The 16,675-nt window shown below is 55.2% G+C and carries 12 protein-coding genes; 5 read left to right on the forward strand and 7 right to left on the reverse strand.

The features are described 5' to 3' along the window. Positions 1–281: 281 nt before the first annotated feature. Positions 282–596 (forward strand): hypothetical protein, encoded by a 315-nt coding sequence (locus PI990_RS21335; RefSeq protein ID WP_271658399.1) that lies wholly within the window; start codon positions 282–284, stop codon positions 594–596. Between the two features lie 185 nt (positions 597–781). Here the strand turns inward: PI990_RS21335 and PI990_RS21340 are convergent, their stop codons facing one another. From PI990_RS21340 to rmuC, 5 genes are all read right to left on the reverse strand, one after another. Beyond that, on the reverse strand, positions 782–1,456 hold the full coding sequence (locus tag PI990_RS21340; RefSeq protein ID WP_271658400.1) for a hypothetical protein: 675 nt from the start codon (positions 1,454–1,456) through the stop codon (positions 782–784). A gap of 936 nt (positions 1,457–2,392) precedes the next feature. Next, a complete protein-coding gene (locus PI990_RS21345; protein ID WP_271658401.1) occupies positions 2,393–2,833 on the reverse strand; it encodes a hypothetical protein in 441 nt (146 codons plus the stop codon). Between the two features lie 122 nt (positions 2,834–2,955). After that, a complete protein-coding gene (locus PI990_RS21350; protein WP_271658402.1) occupies positions 2,956–3,645 on the reverse strand; it encodes a hypothetical protein in 690 nt (229 codons plus the stop codon). 16 nt (positions 3,646–3,661) lie between these two features. Then, entirely contained in the window at positions 3,662–4,015 is a 354-nt protein-coding gene (locus PI990_RS21355) for a hypothetical protein (protein WP_271658403.1), read from the reverse strand. A gap of 26 nt (positions 4,016–4,041) precedes the next feature. Then, the gene (gene rmuC / locus PI990_RS21360; RefSeq protein WP_271658404.1) at positions 4,042–5,622 is read right to left on the reverse strand and encodes a DNA recombination protein RmuC; all 1,581 of its coding nucleotides are present in this window, start codon (positions 5,620–5,622) and stop codon (positions 4,042–4,044) included. Positions 5,623–5,748: 126 nt separating this feature from the next. Here rmuC and PI990_RS21365 point away from each other — a divergent pair, with 126 nt between their 5' ends. From PI990_RS21365 to PI990_RS21375, 3 genes are all read left to right on the forward strand, one after another. Further along, positions 5,749–6,624, forward strand: coding sequence for a WYL domain-containing protein (locus PI990_RS21365; protein ID WP_271658405.1), 876 nt, complete (start codon positions 5,749–5,751; stop codon positions 6,622–6,624). A gap of 117 nt (positions 6,625–6,741) precedes the next feature. After that, on the forward strand, positions 6,742–10,746 hold the full coding sequence (locus tag PI990_RS21370) for a hypothetical protein (protein ID WP_271658406.1): 4,005 nt from the start codon (positions 6,742–6,744) through the stop codon (positions 10,744–10,746). Beyond that, positions 10,743–12,821: a hypothetical protein gene (locus PI990_RS21375; RefSeq protein WP_271658407.1), complete on the forward strand. Its 2,079-nt coding sequence runs from the start codon at positions 10,743–10,745 to the stop codon at positions 12,819–12,821. The genes PI990_RS21370 and PI990_RS21375 overlap by 4 nt, the downstream gene beginning before the upstream one ends. 70 nt (positions 12,822–12,891) lie before the next feature. On the opposite strand, the gene PI990_RS21380 is transcribed toward PI990_RS21375, so the two are convergent. Beyond that, complete coding sequence (locus PI990_RS21380) at positions 12,892–15,024, reverse strand: NERD domain-containing protein (RefSeq protein WP_271658408.1); 2,133 nt, start codon at positions 15,022–15,024, stop codon at positions 12,892–12,894. 407 nt (positions 15,025–15,431) lie between these two features. Further along, positions 15,432–15,563, reverse strand: a complete 132-nt coding sequence (locus PI990_RS31460) for a hypothetical protein (protein WP_333945553.1) — start codon at positions 15,561–15,563, stop codon at positions 15,432–15,434. Positions 15,564–15,695: 132 nt separating this feature from the next. On the opposite strand from PI990_RS31460, the gene PI990_RS21390 reads away from it, so the two are divergent. Next, the gene (locus PI990_RS21390) at positions 15,696–16,664 is read left to right on the forward strand and encodes a DUF932 domain-containing protein (RefSeq protein ID WP_271658410.1); all 969 of its coding nucleotides are present in this window, start codon (positions 15,696–15,698) and stop codon (positions 16,662–16,664) included. Positions 16,665–16,675 lie beyond the last annotated feature (11 nt).

The raw sequence follows: 16,675 nt of genomic DNA on the forward strand, positions 1-16,675 counted from the left end.
CTCCGATGCCCATTCACGCCGGATTATCCCTTAGCCGCCCCTTTGTGTCCGGCTTCAGGTCATCCTTTCCCCGCAGCTGTGCTCGCAAGCGCTTATCACGCTGATGACTCTTAGCGACGCTAAATTGGCTGGGACGAGGCAAACAACATCAATTGGCCACTACTTACATCCTGCCGAATTAGCCAGGAACTGTCATCTTTCGCGGCTCAGGCTGCTTGATGGTGCGAGCGACCTCTATGGTGGTGAGCGCCAGGCTTGCTGACGCAGAAGTCGGGGCTCCTATGCCCAACAGTCACCACTGCGCCATCTGCTACGACCACATAGGCATTCTGAGCCTTCTCGGCCAATTGCCGTTCGGCAGAAGAGAGCGTGAGCAACAACCGCTTAAACCGAGCCCGATCAAAGAAGTACACCTGGGCTCCACGATTCCAGGTATGGCAGCCAAAATCCAAGAGCCACAGAACCTGCTGCTGCCGAATTCCGCGTTGGCTGCATCGCTGTATGGCATGTGCGGTGTACTCCATTGCCCTTCTCCTCTGCGCTATACCGACCCAATCCTGTCTGAGTTAGGCATCCCTGCCAGCGGATCCATCTAGCCCATTCAGTGGGCATAGCTGAAGGATATGTCGCCCAACTGGACACACCAATAATGGGCTTTCATACAGGTCAAGTTTTCAGACGGGTCAACGGAGTTGAGCTAGACAAAAGCCCACCTTACAGAGCATGGACCGGTTCATACACCAACTTTCGGCACACACCTAGCAAGGAAACTAATCGCGGCTTATTTTCTGGACACCGTGAGGATGACCGTGTCTTTGATCTGACACTTGCCTAGCTCACCGCTCATGCCCCAGTGATTAGATGACATGCGCCCCTGATTTACCGACGAGCCATGACCATCAAATACCTCCAGTACGGCATTCCAGAGACTCACTTTGGGGAGTTCATGACCAGGATCGAGACATAACAGATGGGTCAGTTGGAGCTCGCCATCCTGCAGCACGCCCTGGTACCCCACTCCTAACATCCAGTGGCCACCGCCACCAGGCCACTCAACACCAATAATTGGCATGTCTCCCGACTCAATGGCGTCTGCCACATTGTTGAGGATCTGCTTTTTCGAGCCATCGACATGTCGGGCCCGTAAGCCAGCCCCCTTGAAGTGATCGGTCAGCCATTTCAGGTCACCACCATCCGTCCCCTCACTGCTCATCACGCCAAAAGCGTATAGCCCGTCTCTAAAACGCCCCTGACGAGTACGACCATCCCACAGATCCATGCTCTTGGCCGACTTGCGCGTCATAAGCCCTAGGGCAATAAGCGCTGAAATCATGCAATACGGGCCACAGGCCCCATCCAAATCTCCCTGACGCAGATGGATCAGCTCTTCACTTTCAGAGGATACCGGCCCTTCAGCTGACGCCTTGAACAACGGGCTCACCAACATGGTTTGCATACTCACAACCTCCTTTTATCAGTCTGCAAAGAGCAGGCATGCTTGAAACGGGTACTCGAGCAAGGGGCTTCCTCTATGGGCAGGGCTCTAGTCCTTGCACGATTACTTCGCGGAGAAGCTCGTCTCGCGCTGCCTGCGTGCAATTGGCTAGCTCATGGAAAAAATGCAGGGAGTATGAATAGGCCAGTCGTCTCTTGACCCACATGGGATGAGGCAAGGGATAGCTCATAAAAAAGCGCCGTTCATAGCGCCATGCCATTCGCCCCACACGCATGCAAAACAGATCGTCCTGACCGAGCAGCAACTGCTCAACACGCCCTCTGCTATCGCCCCCATCAGACACTTCGACAGTTGCGAAGCGCCACTGCAGGACTTTCTCAATCTGCTGCAGGCGCGCCTCTCGATGTGTTCGAAACTCCATGTTTACCCTATCCAAGCACTGGCAGCTGCGCGACCAAGAGCTCTCGGTAAGAAGCCGAAACGCCCTAGCGCTCAACACATCGTCGCGATTGTTTCTGGGAGCAAACTGTCATGAAGGCAATCAGGGCAACGTGCGCGGGCTGGAAATGGCTCTGCCGGGGCTTCTGGTCGTGTCCCTACACCATCTGGATGCAGATACTCACAGCTCAGCAAATACCCCTCAGGACTCAACTCAACAGTAACGGTGCGATGAGGAGTGCCACCCTTCATCAACGATCGCTTATAGCCACAATGGCTACAAACATAAAAAAGAAACATGCGTGAAATCGGCCTATCCCGGGACGGAGACGTGGCGTGAATTTCGTATGTTCCCTCAGTTTTCAAAACCATCCCCTTCCAGATCAACCTAGGCCTAAAGGTCATCGGTAGCGCAAGAGGCTCGAGTAAAACAACCCTCGACCTCCTGAGCATTAAGAAAAAGTGCAGCTCCCTGCAGGACATCGCCTCTCAAGGTTTCTAACGAAGCGACCCCTGCAAGCCATCAACAGACTCAAGATCTTCGGCCAATTGCAGCAGTAGATTGTGAATTTGGGTTAGACGGCTCTCAAGCAGCTCGGCATACCCCAGCAGAATGTGCCTGGAAAGATCAGACAAGCTGCCAACCACCTCTGTATCCCCGTATACATCATCAAGAAAACTGGGGGCATCCAGGTGATTTACCACCTGCCTGAACTCTGCAAGATCAGACTCGGCATCACTCCATGCCTCCTCTTCGGAGCAACCCTCTTCTATTGCTCCGGCGTACGCCTGGAACACCTCAGCAATCCGAGAAGCCTGCTCGATCCACTCACTGATGCCTTCAAACGAGCGCCTATCAAAAATCATCTGCCGACTTTGCGTCAGCATCTTTTCCAGCTCTTCGCTCTGCTGCATGCGGCTTGGCGCAGGGTTGGTCATTGGACACCTCACTGGTAGGGAGCTGGCGTATGGTCACCAGCAGATGCGACAAAATAAGACGCACACGACACGAGTCAAAGCCCGTGTGTGGGCATGGATAAAGCGCCATCCTTGCACTCTCATCATCCGTGGCCGGCGAGCAGATGCGCCGAAATATTGCGGAGAGCATCCTCCCGATGTTTTGCAGCTGCGACATGGCGAGGATGACTCGTGCGATAACACAAGGTATCGCCCAGATAAAACTCCCACAGTGCCTTCTTTTCCAGCACTCGACTACGGTCTATCAGCCCATCCAAGGATCGTTTTAGATCCGCGTCATAACGCCAGCCCGTGACAAATATGATCGACCGAGGCCGTATGATCCTCAACTGCTCACGCAGCAACTGTATAGACAGCTCCTGCACTGCTGCAAAAGACGTGGAGTCCCTCTTGGGTGAACCCTTCTTATAGGCCACCGCGAATAAATTGCCCCAGCCGATTTCCTCACGCGGGCAGCCAAGCTTTTCCGCGGCATATTGGTGAAAGCGCCCAAAGCAGGATCGACCAGGCGGCACGTCTAGATACGCCTGGTGCTTACGCATGGAATCCTCAATGTAGTCTCTCAGATCTCCGTCATGGATCTGCTTGAAAGAGCCATTCCAGGCTCGGGTCTCCATGCCAACGATCATGAGCCTCATCGGCTTTTCTGCTGCCGAGGGCAAGAACACTCCGGTCAACCCTTCGCTACAGCCTTCAAACTTGGCAAGCATCTCTTGGCTAAGTACCGTTTGGTAGGCATCCCCAAGACGCTGTTTTATATGCACCGACTGCATTAACACTACTCCCTGGCTACCAACCTCGACGGGCCCGAACCATAACGTCACCACCCCCATTCGGCAGCCAGACGACAGATGGTCTGGACTGCTCCAACCGCAAAACACCATCGCGGCAATTTTGCTCCTGACATCGCGCTCGATAGATGATCAGGTCATCCAGAAGAGCGAGTACAGAGTCTTTAAAACCTGACGCATCCAGGGTTTCAAGATCAGCGCCCGAAAAGAAGAAAGAGGCTGCGTCGAGTCGATTTTCAGCGGCCACGCTGTGGAACACGATTTCCCCGTCCACAGCGGTTCCCTTCAAAAACTGCTCGCACAGTTGCGCCAACCGAAAACTCTCGAACGCAAAGTCGTACGACTCCTGCACACACCACCTCCTATGCCCCGATGCGCTTACTGTGCCAATTCGCTGGGCTCATGCCCAACCAAAGCCAGTTCAAGATCTGCTCGATCCACCCAGGTTTCGTCCAGCTCACCTTTAACTGCCACACCCAACTGACGGAAGTCGCTGACCTGTTTGACGAGATTGGCCTTGCCGCTGACCAGTTGATCACGCGCCTTGCGGTAGGCGTCCTGGGCCTTGTCCAGGCTGTTGCCGATGGCATCCATGCTGCCGAGGAAGGTGCGCAGCTTGTCGTACACCTTGCCGGCACGCTCGGCCAGCTCGGCGGTGTGTTTGTTTTGGTCTTCGAAACGCCAGAGCTGACGGACGATGTTGAGGCTGGTGAGCAAGGTGGTCGGAGTTGCGACCAGTACGTTCTGCTCGATAGCTTTTTGGAACAGAGTTTCGTCCGCCTTGAGCGCCTCGACGAAGGCCGACTCGATGGGGACAAACATAAACACCATCTCTGGAGCATTCAGACCCGGTAGATCGAAGTAATGGCGGTCAGACAGCTCCTTGATGCGCTGGCCGATGGCCGTGACGTGCTCATTGAGAGCCAGGCGCCGCTCGGCATCATCCTCGGCATTGATGTAACGGGTATAGGCGTTAAGCGAGACCTTCGCATCGATAATCAGGTGCTTGCCCTGCGGCAGGTAGACGATCACGTCCGGGCGTTGGCGATTCTCCTCGCCATTGATGCTGACCTCACGTTTGAAGTCGCGCCCGTTGACCAACCCGGAGCGCTCTAGGACGTTTTCCAGCACCAGCTCGCCCCAGTTGCCCTGGGTCTTCTTCTGGCCCTTGAGTGCGGTGGCCAGGTCATGCGCCTCCCGAGTGATCTGCTGGTTGAGTTCCTTGAGGTGCAGCAGCTCCTGGGTCAGCGCGGCCTGCTGCTGGACATCCTTGTGGTGGATGTCTTCGACCTTGGCGCGGAAGCCGTCGATCTGCTCGCGGAAGGGCTTGAGCAGCGCATCCAGCGACTGCTGGCTGTGTTGCGAGAAAGCTTGGCCTTTGGCCTCGAAGATTTGCCCAGCAAGCTGCTCGAATTCCAGCTTGAGCTGATCGCGGTTTTCCTTGAGCAGTTGCTGTTGCTCGGCGAAGTGTTGCTGCTTCTGCTCCAGGCTGCTGCTGAGGGTGGCGTGCTCCTTGGACAGGCTAGCGAACTTGTCCTGCATCACCTCGTGACTGTTTTGCAGGCGCTCATGGGCCTGCTTGAGCTCGGCGTGCTGCTGCAGCAGCTGGCCATGCTGAGCACGCGCCGCGCTGGCCTGGCTTTGCGCATCGGCCAACTGGGTGAGCAGTTGTTTCTGCTCATCGCGCAGGCCAGCGAGCTCTTCTTGGGCAAAGTCCAGCTGTCGCTGTAGCTGTTCGGCATGGGCCTTTTCCGCTCGTGCGGCAGCCGTCTGCTCACGCAGATCAGCTTCTTGCTGCTGATTCTGCTGCTGCAACTGCCCCAGCTGTAGCTGGTAATGCTGCAGAGTGGCCACGGCTTCTCGACGGCGCATGATTTGCCAGAACAATGCCAGCGCCATCACGCATACCGACAGCAGAGCGATACCCGCTACTCCCCAAGACATTCCAATACCGTTCACGATGCTTCTCCTTTTCGTGGCGGTCACTGCGCCAACTTGAATGACGCCACCAGAATATGTAGCTTAAGACGACGCATCCACAGTGTTTACTCGTACAGGTAAAGTTTTCGAGCAGATGGAGAGGCCATGAAACGCAAGCAAGCAATCGAATCCGTGCGCTGGGATCTGGCACTGCGCTACCGACTGATCGAGACAGTCGCCTGGTGGGAAGGCCGTTTGACCACAGGCCACCTGATACAGAGCTTCGGTATCAGTCGCCAACAAGCCTCGAAAGACATCAACTCCTACATTAACGAGTACGCGCCGAAGAACCTGGAATACGACAAGCACTTGAAAGGGTATGTGCCGAGCCGCCACTTCAAGCCACTGTTCATTGACGACAGCGCCAGCGCTTATCTACATCTGCTTAATCAAAACTATGAGCGGGCACCCCATATCGATGGGCTAGCCCTAGCCTATGCCCACACCGAAGTACTGGGCGTACCGGATCGATCTGTTCGCCCAGAGGTGTTGCGTCCCCTGCTCAAAGCCTGCCGAGAGGGGCTGCGACTGGAATGCGAGTATGTGTCTTTCAGCACCCCGGACGTTGAGACCAGGTTGATTGCTCCACACACACTGATCTACACAGGTATGCGTTGGCATGTACGCGCTTACTGCGAGAAGAACCGGGACTACCGCGACTTCGTTCTGAGCCGTTTCCGCGGCGAGCCTGAATTGATAGACGATGAGACCGAAAACACACGAGAACAAGATCCAGGCTGGACGACCCAAGTACAGGTCATCATAGAACCGGACACCCGCCTAAAAGCGGTGCAGCAGGCCATCATCGAAACTGACTATGGGATGCAGGATGGTCGCCTGATTATCGAAACCAAAGGTGCGCTGGTGCAGTACGTTCTACAGCGCTACCAGATCGACCCAACCAAGGTACATACCAAGGCGGCGGCACAGCAGATTGTGGTAGTAAATCTGGATGAACTACAGGACTGGCTTTACCACTGAGACTGGCCAGTTATCAGTGTGGACTCAACCGTATGCCATCCCCTACGGCTAGCCCCCCAAATGCACTAACTAATTCAAAGCGACACCGCACGCATCGATAAGCACAGGATTGCCGCCATGCCGAAGAAACCCAGGGAGACCAGGGGCGATAGCCGACCTCCAGAAACTTCCCGCTTGCACAATGACGACTTGTTCACTGACCTCTCCTCTCCGCAGAAGGGGGAGGTCAGTGCTGCGCTTAGCGACGAGATAAATTCGCACCGGGCCAGGCTAGCGCCGTTTTTCAATGGGCACGCCAAGCCTAACCCTTCGGTAAGTTTCGCTAACGACGGCACTGGCTTCGGGAAGTCCTACAACGTGTTCGACCAGTTCATCGAGCACGCGGCAGTACGTGGCGAACGTGGTGGCCACCGCAATCTGTTCTTTATCACCCCGCACAAGGCACAGATAGACGTCTCTAAGGCAACCCAGGAGAAGGCGGCCGCTCGGGGCGTCAGTATCCTCAGCTTCCTGGCGGAACAGGACTTATCCGACCTCAATTTTGTCGGTTGGGTATCGGGTGTTTGCAATGAAGATCTATACGTCGGCTGGACGAGGGCTCTCAAAACTGACTACTACCGCGAGACTATTGGCGAACTGAGTAGCGCGATTAGTGGACTCAAGATCACTGAGGCGGAGCAGACTCGATTCCTGAAGTCAGGGGTCACCGACTATCTGCGAGAAGCTGACCTTGAGCGTCGGATTGATGCCGCTAAAAGCCGGCTGCTCTATGCGTTGCAAGACTTGGCCAAGGCTGCAATCCGGGAGAAGAATGGTTTTGATTTCCAAACCATCCACGAGCGTTTTCAGCGTGCCAAGGACGACCGTGATCGGGCCAAGATCCAAATCATCGATCACGTTCTACCGTTCGAGCGGGCCAAGGTGGGACCTACCATCTTCGTTGCCACCACCGCCCGATTTCTGAAGCGCGCGTTCATCGGGTATTTAGACAACAAGAAAGAACCCAATATCAAGAAGCTGGGTTTTGACGAAATTCTCGGAGCTAAGCGCAGCCCAACCGATGCGGATGAGGAAGCCGCTGCCCCGATTGGGGCAGCCTGCAGCCTGAGCCATGATGAGCAAATTGCGTACCTGAAGAGTGACTTCTTCCTCCCCGACGAGGCCAACTATTTCCAGCTGAACGGAATCACCTTCAACCTCGTCATCGACGAGGAGCACGACAGCTACGACCGGATTTTTGAGGACGGTAAGAAGAAGCTGATCAGCGAGAAGGTCAAGCCCCCTCATGTTATTGCCGGCCTCCACCGCCTGATGGAAATGATTTCGGCAACGTATGGCCCTGACGAGGAGGAGCCCATCGCGTTCAACGAAGCTGTTGAGCTGATGAATGATCTCCGCCGGCATTACGATGAGGACTGCGAAACCAGCGTCAGCCTGGACTCCATTCTGCAAATGTGCTCCGGGAATGTCGGACACATCACCATCGACAACCGTGATGTCGAGCAGATCCTCGCTTTGTCACGCAACATCTTCAGCATGACGCCAAGGCGCTTCTACAACGAGGATGCCCTCAAGCGTATTCGAATGCAGTCTGTCTGCGGCAAGAGCGAGATCCGCCTGTCCTTCAATGATGGTGGCCCCAGCACAGACCCAACTTTGCACGACTTCTTGCAAGTCATGCTTTGTGCTCTTTACGCCTGCTCCAAGATCCCTCAAAACAGCTCGCTAAGACATTTGCTGGCGCTGGGCGAGGATGCCAGTCAGAACGCCCCACTTTCTGAGTTCATCACGAAGGCTCGTCAGCATAGCTCATATGTCGCATCCATCTTCGACCGCGCTAAGGACGCCGAGATTTTCGTAGATGCGTTCTTCACCTTCTTCGCTCCCAAAATCGTGTTTTCACTGGTCAAGGTGGACAAGATTCCCTTCGGAAATGACGCGGTGAAGAACCGTATTTTTGTCGACTTCCACCTCGACCTGATCCTGGAACTACCTGAGGTCAAACTACTTCGTATCCTGCATGGAACACAGAACAGCGCGATGTGCCTGAGCGCCACAACGGGCTTCAAGGACTCCTACTCAGGGAACTTCTCCAGGAAAATGCTGAGCCGCTATGGGGAAGCGCTTGGCGATAACCTTGGTGTACGAGTCATTCAGCGGTCTGTAGCGGACGTAAGTGCAATGGAAGACCTCCGTGAGGCCCGGGCCAAAGCCAGAACGATGCAAGTCAGGCCCTTCCACAACACCTCTGCAGATGACATCAGCGGTCTGCGCAGCGATCCTGCCTTCCAGAATGCTTACAAATTCTGGTCAAACGCCCTGCTTCCTCAGGGCTACCGTGAAAGCAAGTATCGAATGTCAGCCTACCGCCGGCAGATCGAGGCCATGCTCATGGCCGCCTGGGATGGAAAGAACACCTTCATTCTCTCCCTGAACAACCGTTTTGCAGATCTTTTTAGAGCCTTGTTGGCACAGGGCCTTGAGGGTCGTTTGAAGGGTTTTCGGAGCAAGCACAAGGATAAGATTTTCGAGCTGAAACCTTTTGAGGACAAAACTAGGATCAGGGTCATCCTCTTCAGCTCCCAGTTGGCTAAAGAGGTCGATATCGACGAGTACCTTAAGGTTGATGCAGATACTCGCATTTGCCTGATCTCCGCATATGGCAGTGCTGGCACCGGCCTCAATCTGTTCATTGAGCGAAGCGAGGACAACTTCCACCAAGATTTCGACCGTCTGGTGCTAGTCAATACCCCCTTCTATAGCGCGATCCGCGAGAAGGACACCGGCCTCAACACCGTCAAAAACCATATTCTCCTGCTAAAACACATCTCATCCGGGGAGAACGAGGCCGTTCGTTTATCTGAGTTCGACTCAAACCTGATGCAGCCCAAGAATCGCCGCATCCTGAACCACGAGCATGATCTAGCCGTGCTCAAGGCCATCATCCAGGCTGTAGGTCGCGTTGAAAGACGGGATAGCTATCTCCACACCGAAATCTTCCTACCGAGTGACGTCATCGACGACTTGGTGGTGAGGTATAGCCGGCTTCGCCGTGAAGGTAACGACCTTCTCATCAACAGCCTTTCGCTACTGAATCACAGGCTCATGCAGTTCTGCCTGGAACAAGCGGAGAAACGCTGCTTCCCATCCGAAGTAGAACGCGAGCAGTTCACCGCCAACGTAGCCGCCGCTGCTGAAGACATCGAAAACTTCTTCAGCGGGGCATTCCGAAACAAGATTCTCAGCAGCGCGCGTGAAGGCAACCGGGATGCCATTGAGCTCAATGAGCTGCTCAGGTCACCCGAGAGCATCACCGCCCCTGAAAAGTACGTTCGCAAGCTCCTGGCCTCTCCTCTTGTAAAAGCCTCCAACTACTACCAAGAAGTCATTAGTGCCTTTTACCTTCCGAGGCAGGTAACAGATCGAGTCACCGTCTGCACGACATCGGAAAGCTTCTACCACCTCACCGACCTGCTTCATGGGCAAGCTGTCTATCAGCCCGGTAAATGGCTGGTTCCTGACTACGTGCGCACCGACGGAAAAAACACTGACTCAGGGCCTGGCATCGTTAATCTAGCGTGCAACATGGCCAGTGATGGGGTTGATGTGCACCTACCTAACCCGGCCCTCATCCCGCTCCTGAAGGGGAACGTGGGGGAATTCATTTTCTCGAAGGTGCTCTCCGCACTGGGGATCAAACCACTGAACCTGAATCAGTTGATCGATCTTCTAGGACCCGCGGTGTACGAGTACTACGACAGCTACATCCACGTTGATGACACCATCATCTGCATCGACGTGAAGCGGTGGTCGGGTACCCTGGACAACCACGAACAATCTCTCAAAACCCTTCACAGAGCGGAGAAAAAAAGGCGGGACATGTATGAGCTGTGTAGAGCACTGAACCTGACTCCACGCTTCCTCTATGTCAACACGCAACCCAACCACAACGACCTAAATGCCGAGCGCGAGTTTAATTTCGGGGAGTCAATCCACTTCCTAAACGCTTTCAAGACGATCACTAGCTACGTCCCTACCAAGGACAAGAACCGCATCTTTAAAGTCGATGACCGCTTGATGATCAACCCTACTCTGGAACTGCTGCTAAGGAGCGCGGAATGACCATCTTCAACGTCCTGGAACCAGGAGCAGCCGCCAAGGCCCGCACCAACATGCTGAAGCTACCCGGTGACCTGGAGACCATCATTGATCGCTTGTCGGCCCCCACCGAAGGGGTTGGGCATATTCAGGCAGCCGTGGTTGAGGTAACCCGTAACTCCGACGAGAGGACCGAGAGGTACTACCAGCGCGTTGACTCGACCATCAAGGACTTCATCCGCAAGAAGCTTGGCCTTTCTGCCTCCACCAACGTGCACTACAGCAAATTCAACGCGAGGAAGGGGGTTTTCGGTTTCCTATATCTGAGCGCCCTCCCCCCCGAGCCTGGCCAAGTTCGTGAGGTCATCGCTGAGCATTCGCTGAATCCTCTCTACGCGATTCAGGCCCTGCTGGACCTGAAACTCAAACTTTCGTTCCTCATGGACGTAGACAAGCACTACGTAATTGCCCCGGTCGAGTTCAATGCTGACCTGTACATTGGACTGATGCTGAGCCGCACATCCAGGGACGGAAAATTTGTCTTCGATGCACTGGCGTACGACCTGTTCTTCTCCAAAGAACAGGAGCTCGCCATTAAGCTCAATCGAGTGGTCATGGAATGCTCCTCCACACAGGATTCCATCAGCCGATCGATCACAGACAGCGGCGAGCTCATGTTCGACTGGGCCGGGAAGCGATTCGAGCGCACCCGCCGGCTCAGCGCGACAACGAACAGTGATCGCAACTACATGGCCTTCGCCACGAACAATGAAAATGCCAAGGCCTGCGATCGCTATGAAAACAGCATCAACTACCATCAAACCGACTGTATCAATCGAATCGAGCGCTTACTGGATCTCTCAGGGGTTGAATTTATCCCTGTCGTGTACGAAGCCACTCACCAAGTCAAAGCCTTCTTGGAAGGGCTTCCGACCATGTCCAACCCACTTTGGCTGCTCGACACTGTCACGAGCTATTCAAGTGATGAGGCCCGATTTGGCTTCATCAGCGAGCTCGTCGACAGGTTTGGAGCATCAAAAGTACTGACCGCCGACTCCCTTCCAGACCCCACACAACTGAATGTGGGCACAACGAACTATCTGGTTCTTAGTGAGAAGGTCAAAACCGTTGGGGGGAGCAAGAACGGATCCAGCATCTTTGACACCTCCATCGACGAGTCCTTCAACTCCTTCTGGCAAGCTCTTGCTGCCAAGCAACGCAACCCCACAGCGGAGTTCGACTACTACACGTCGGTGAAGCTGCATCGCTTCGTCCAGTCTATCGGCAGCATCTGCCAAGGGTTCAACGTAGTCGCCAGCAAGCTGCCATCTGAGGCAGCCATTGAAAAGTCCTTGCAGGAACTAGCCCTGAAAGAGGCAATCCATAAGGACAAAGCCGTAACCATCAGCGAAGCAACGCTGCCCACGATGTCCCTAGAGCTGATGAGTTGCCGGAGGGACTGGAAGGAGAACGTCTATATCCAGGTTCTGGATGTATCCGTTGCCGGCGAGACAATCAAAATTGAGCAATCGCGCCGATACGACGATGCCTCCAAGGGGGAGTTCAACTACGAATTCAAGAAGCTCAGTACCACTCTCGGTAAAGGCGATGCGAAGCCCTTCGATGTCATTTGGGATGGGGCGTTCCTGATCCGCGACAAAGAAACAAACGCCTGGCTAAGCGCTTACAGAACCGACCGGATACCCTCGATCATCGGGAACACCCTGTTCGACAACCAGGAGCGTCAGGACAACGGCATGCCTCCGTCACGAGAGGTCGGCATCCAAATATCTGCCCTCCCGTACTACCTCACGCCAACCAGGCAGAAACAGCGCCATAGCATCTTCATCCAAGATAACGGTACTGAAGGGGCCTGGTTCTTTGTTGCGTCTAACAAAGCGGCCAACAACACCATCCCGAAACAGAGCCTCGTCTACAACGTAGTAATCACGAACGACTCCGGAGCGAAGGTTCCCGTCTTGAGCCACCCGCTGGGCGAGATGTTCTTCTCTACGTTCACCTTCGACATAGTGAAGCTCCGGGAATCGGCCAAGACTTCGATCCTTCAGAAAATCGTGGAGCTCTGTCTGCACAACTGAGCGAAGTGGCCGGCGTAACGCCGGCCACCTTTAAGCCCGTACAACGGTCCTGAAGCGCCGTGTGAAGACGTTAATGCACACCCTGCCAGATCTCGTTGCCCTCAATAACCTGTGTAAACGCCTGAGCGCTGAATCCATGGGGATAAAGAGAGCCAGGCTCTTCCTCTTGGTCAAAAGGCCTCAGGTAGTGCTGCTCATCGCGCAACGCGACCTCCATTACTTCCCGCGAGACAACACGAAAGCCATCGACAGTCTCACCATCGAGCTCAATCGATGTATCGACGATCCAGCAATGCAGCGCCTGGATGCTATCAAGCTCGCCGATCCCCAATCGGGAGCGTAAATCAGGGACCATCTGCAACGCCTGAAGCACCTCTGGCCGTTTACGCTTCAACTGCCTAGCTGCCTTGCGTAGGGTATTGGTTCGGTGCAGCCAGACCTCATGACGTGATGAGCGGATAAATCCCGACTTCACTTCAAGCAAAAGCAGCACACCGTCTAGATGCGCCAACACATCAACTTCTCCGGCATCTGGCTCGCCACTTATAGGCGGCTGGAAGCCCACCAGGACATTGAACCCTCGGCGCCTGAGCGACTCAGCCAGTTCGTGCTCAACCCTTTCTGTTTCGCTACGCAGTTCCGTCCGACGCCCCTCAACGCGCCGCAAATTATTCACCGCAGCCGTCAGGCTATTCTGCCGACCGGCAACCCAGGGAAACTGAAAGCTGAAACGACCAACCTTGTAAAAAGGACGCTCGTACAAGCGCGGCGTTGGCATGTTCGGTGTTTGCTTGATCTGAGCGGATAGCGTCTGCAGATCACTGGTCCAGAACTGCAAAATTGCTTTGGCAGCCTCAAGATCGCCTGAAGGATGCCTATCGCTAACCGTCCAGCCGCTGATCCGCTGAACTTTTGCCGGCTGATCCGACCAGGTCATGGGAAAGCGATTCTCGCCCGCTACCAGCCCGTCAAAAGCAAGCCGCCCGAGTGCCGCCAGGGGCGAATCGAGCTCTTCTAGGTACTGATAGTAGGGTTGCAGATATGCCTGCTCGAAAAAAGCCATGGTGAGCTCGCTTGCAAGCATGGCGTGCCTCAGTTGAACCTCCACTCCATTATTCAGCCTGACCCTCTCTCCAATACCGAAGACCACTTGCAAGTAGAGTTGACTGCGCATGGCCTTGATGTAAGCGAGCTGATTTACCTCATGGTTTTCAGGGCTGCCAATGATCTGCCCGGCAAGATCCGAAACGGCAAACAAATCAATCGCACGGTACATCCAATAGCACCAGAGCAACTGGCTCTTACGCTCCGTGCGCTGCCAGCGCAGCGTACCTTCATCAGTCTTATTGAAGATTACAGATTGCCCAGGCTTGAGCTGATACGAGCACTCCTCGTCGAAGCAAAACCAATCAATGGACCCTTCGTAATCGATTCGTTCGCGCATCGCAGCGACCAGAATGGCGACAGTCTCCAGATTGGCTAGGCATTGACGCTCCTCGCCAGGCTGGGGAAACAACATAGGTGACAGATGTCGCCTTAGGGAGCGTCCAAGCACCTCCTCGGAGAGCCGGAAATCAGACTCCTCGCTTGCTTCCAACTTGCGCAAAATGACCCGTTCATAAACGCCCCAATCGCGGCCTGCCATCTCAGCGTCAACCTCTGCCAAGCGGCTGTAGGCCAGCACACTTAGATAGGAAAGCAGCTCAATCAGAGAAAGCGATTTAAGCTTTTTCTCAGCCTGAACGATCGCCTCATCAAACGGTTCCAGCTGTTGCAACAGACGCCCACAAACCCCAAAAAACTCCATCCACTCAGCGCTAGAGAGTGACTCATGGAGATGACGCCAGGGCTGAGAATCAACGCGAGTGAAGAGCTTTGAGTAGCGGATGGCCCAGCGCAACTGGTCAGCATGATGGGCAGCCAAATGATCCAGCAGCTCCGTACTCATCACATCGTCGAAATGCAGCACGCGTGCTATCGCTTGGCTGACCAACTCAGCTCCAGCGACGCTATCTTGCTCCCACCAGAAATGAGCAGCGACAAGACCAGCAGCACGATTGCGCGCCGAGTACTTTCCCTGGGGTCGCTGATCCAGGAAGTCGTGTAGACACTCATTGAGCGCCTCAGCAGCACTATGGTGCCGCCGATACTGTGCGTACTGCCCCTGAAAATACTCCTGACAGCGCTTATCGGCTTCGAGCACGAGTTTCTTCCTTGCTACTTCTGAAACGTGTTGGTTGTCGAGGGCAAATTTAACACTGAGAAGCAAACCGAATGTCAGGCTGAGGCGTCATGCCTCGCCATGGAACCTGGCTCCGCGATGGAATGAAAGCGATAGATCGATTGAAGAATATTTCAGACCTAGATCACTAAAGGGAAGACGGGCAGGTATCACCCGCTTCAGCCCCTTCCCTAGATTTAGGAGTCTGAACAATGTCGATCTATTGCCCTGCGTGTCGCTCCGGGCACATCACCACCCGCAATATCGCTCGCAAGCTGGGCGGAACCGTCGGTGCTGTCGGCGGTGCCGCAACAGGCGCGGCCAGTGCAGTCAGCGGAGCGCAAAGCGGCGCAGCCATAGGCGCGGTAGCTGGACCATTGGGCGCCGCGCTAGGTGGCCTTGCTGGCGCAATTCTCGGCGGTCTGGCAGGCGGTGCCGTGGGCAGTCTCGCCGGCGCCCATATGGGTGAAGAAATCGATGCCCGCGTACTCGACAACTTCGAGTGCCAAGCCTGCGGTCATGTTTTTTCGGCGACCGATAGCTAGAGCCCTTTGCCCCCTCACGACTTATCCCACTCATGTTTCCAGGCGCTTTAACTCGGTACTGGAACCGGGATTCGATGCGCCCGCCAGAAAACCTGGCAAGGAGTTTCTATGGCTCATCTCATTGAAACCATGGCTTACGCTGGCGCCACTCCGTGGCACGGCCTCGGCAATCAACTCACCCAGCAACAGCCCATCGAGGTATGGCAACGCGAAGCCGGCATGGACTGGCAGATCCTTGAAAGCCCGGTTCACTTTAAATCGGATGCCATTGGCCACTTGGGTACCATCCATTTGTTCCCCGAGCAGAAAGTGCTTTTCCGCTCTGACACCAAAACACCACTGTCCGTGGTCTCCAGCCGCTATCACACCGTCCAACCGCGCGAGGTGCTGGAGTTTTATCGTGACCTCACCGAGGTCTCCGGCTACGAGTTGGAAACTGCTGGCGTGCTCAAGGGCGGGCGCAAGTTCTGGGCTCTAGCGCGCACCGGGCAAGGTGCGGCACTCAAAGGTAACGACCAGGTCAACGGCTACCTGCTGCTCGCAACCTCCTGCGACGGCACCCTGGCTACCACCGCAACACCCACCACGGTGCGCGTGGTCTGCAATAACACACTGACCATAGCCCTGGACGGCACCAGCCGAGCGATCAAGGTGCCGCACAACACCCGCTTCGATCCAACGGCAGTGAAGAAGCAACTCGGTATTGCCGTCTCGCAATGGGATGACTTCATGTACCGCATGCGCACCCTGGCCGAGCGCAAAGTGAAGCCCAAGGAGGCGCTTAGCTTTATCACTGCAGTGCTGGGCGACAGCTCGCCCAAGAGCCAGCAAGCTGAAGTAGTGCCCAACATCCGCGCTATGCAGAAGGTGGAAAGCCTGTACCAGGGCCGCGGACGCGGTAGCGCGCTGGAGTCAGCCAACGGAACTGCTTGGGGGCTGCTCAACGCCGTGACCGAGTTCGTCGACCACGAGCGTCGTGCGCGCAGCAACGAGTACCGCATGGACTCGGCCTGGTTCGGCCAGGGTGCACAGATTAAGCAGCGTGCGCTGGATGCTGCTTTGAGGTTAGCAGCCTGACCGCGGTACTA

Source organism: Pseudomonas sp. TUM22785 (assembly GCF_028198105.1).
Lineage (GTDB): Bacteria > Pseudomonadota > Gammaproteobacteria > Pseudomonadales > Pseudomonadaceae > Metapseudomonas > Metapseudomonas solani.

What these genes read in the sequence shown, in the direction of transcription:
- PI990_RS21390 (WP_271658410.1), top strand. Translation starts at nt 15,696, where the DNA reads ATGGCTCATCTCATTGAAACCATGGCTTACGCTGGCGCCACTCCGTGG.
- PI990_RS21365 (WP_271658405.1), top strand. Translation starts at nt 5,749, where the DNA reads ATGAAACGCAAGCAAGCAATCGAATCCGTGCGCTGGGATCTGGCACTG.
- PI990_RS21345 (WP_271658401.1), bottom strand. Translation starts at nt 2,833, where the DNA reads ATGACCAACCCTGCGCCAAGCCGCATGCAGCAGAGCGAAGAGCTGGAA.
- PI990_RS31460 (WP_333945553.1), bottom strand. Translation starts at nt 15,563, where the DNA reads ATGACCGCAGGCTTGGCACTCGAAGTTGTCGAGTACGCGGGCATCGAT.
- PI990_RS21370 (WP_271658406.1), top strand. Translation starts at nt 6,742, where the DNA reads ATGCCGAAGAAACCCAGGGAGACCAGGGGCGATAGCCGACCTCCAGAA.
- PI990_RS21335 (WP_271658399.1), top strand. Translation starts at nt 282, where the DNA reads ATGCCCAACAGTCACCACTGCGCCATCTGCTACGACCACATAGGCATT.
- PI990_RS21375 (WP_271658407.1), top strand. Translation starts at nt 10,743, where the DNA reads ATGACCATCTTCAACGTCCTGGAACCAGGAGCAGCCGCCAAGGCCCGC.
- PI990_RS21350 (WP_271658402.1), bottom strand. Translation starts at nt 3,645, where the DNA reads ATGCAGTCGGTGCATATAAAACAGCGTCTTGGGGATGCCTACCAAACG.
- PI990_RS21340 (WP_271658400.1), bottom strand. Translation starts at nt 1,456, where the DNA reads ATGCAAACCATGTTGGTGAGCCCGTTGTTCAAGGCGTCAGCTGAAGGG.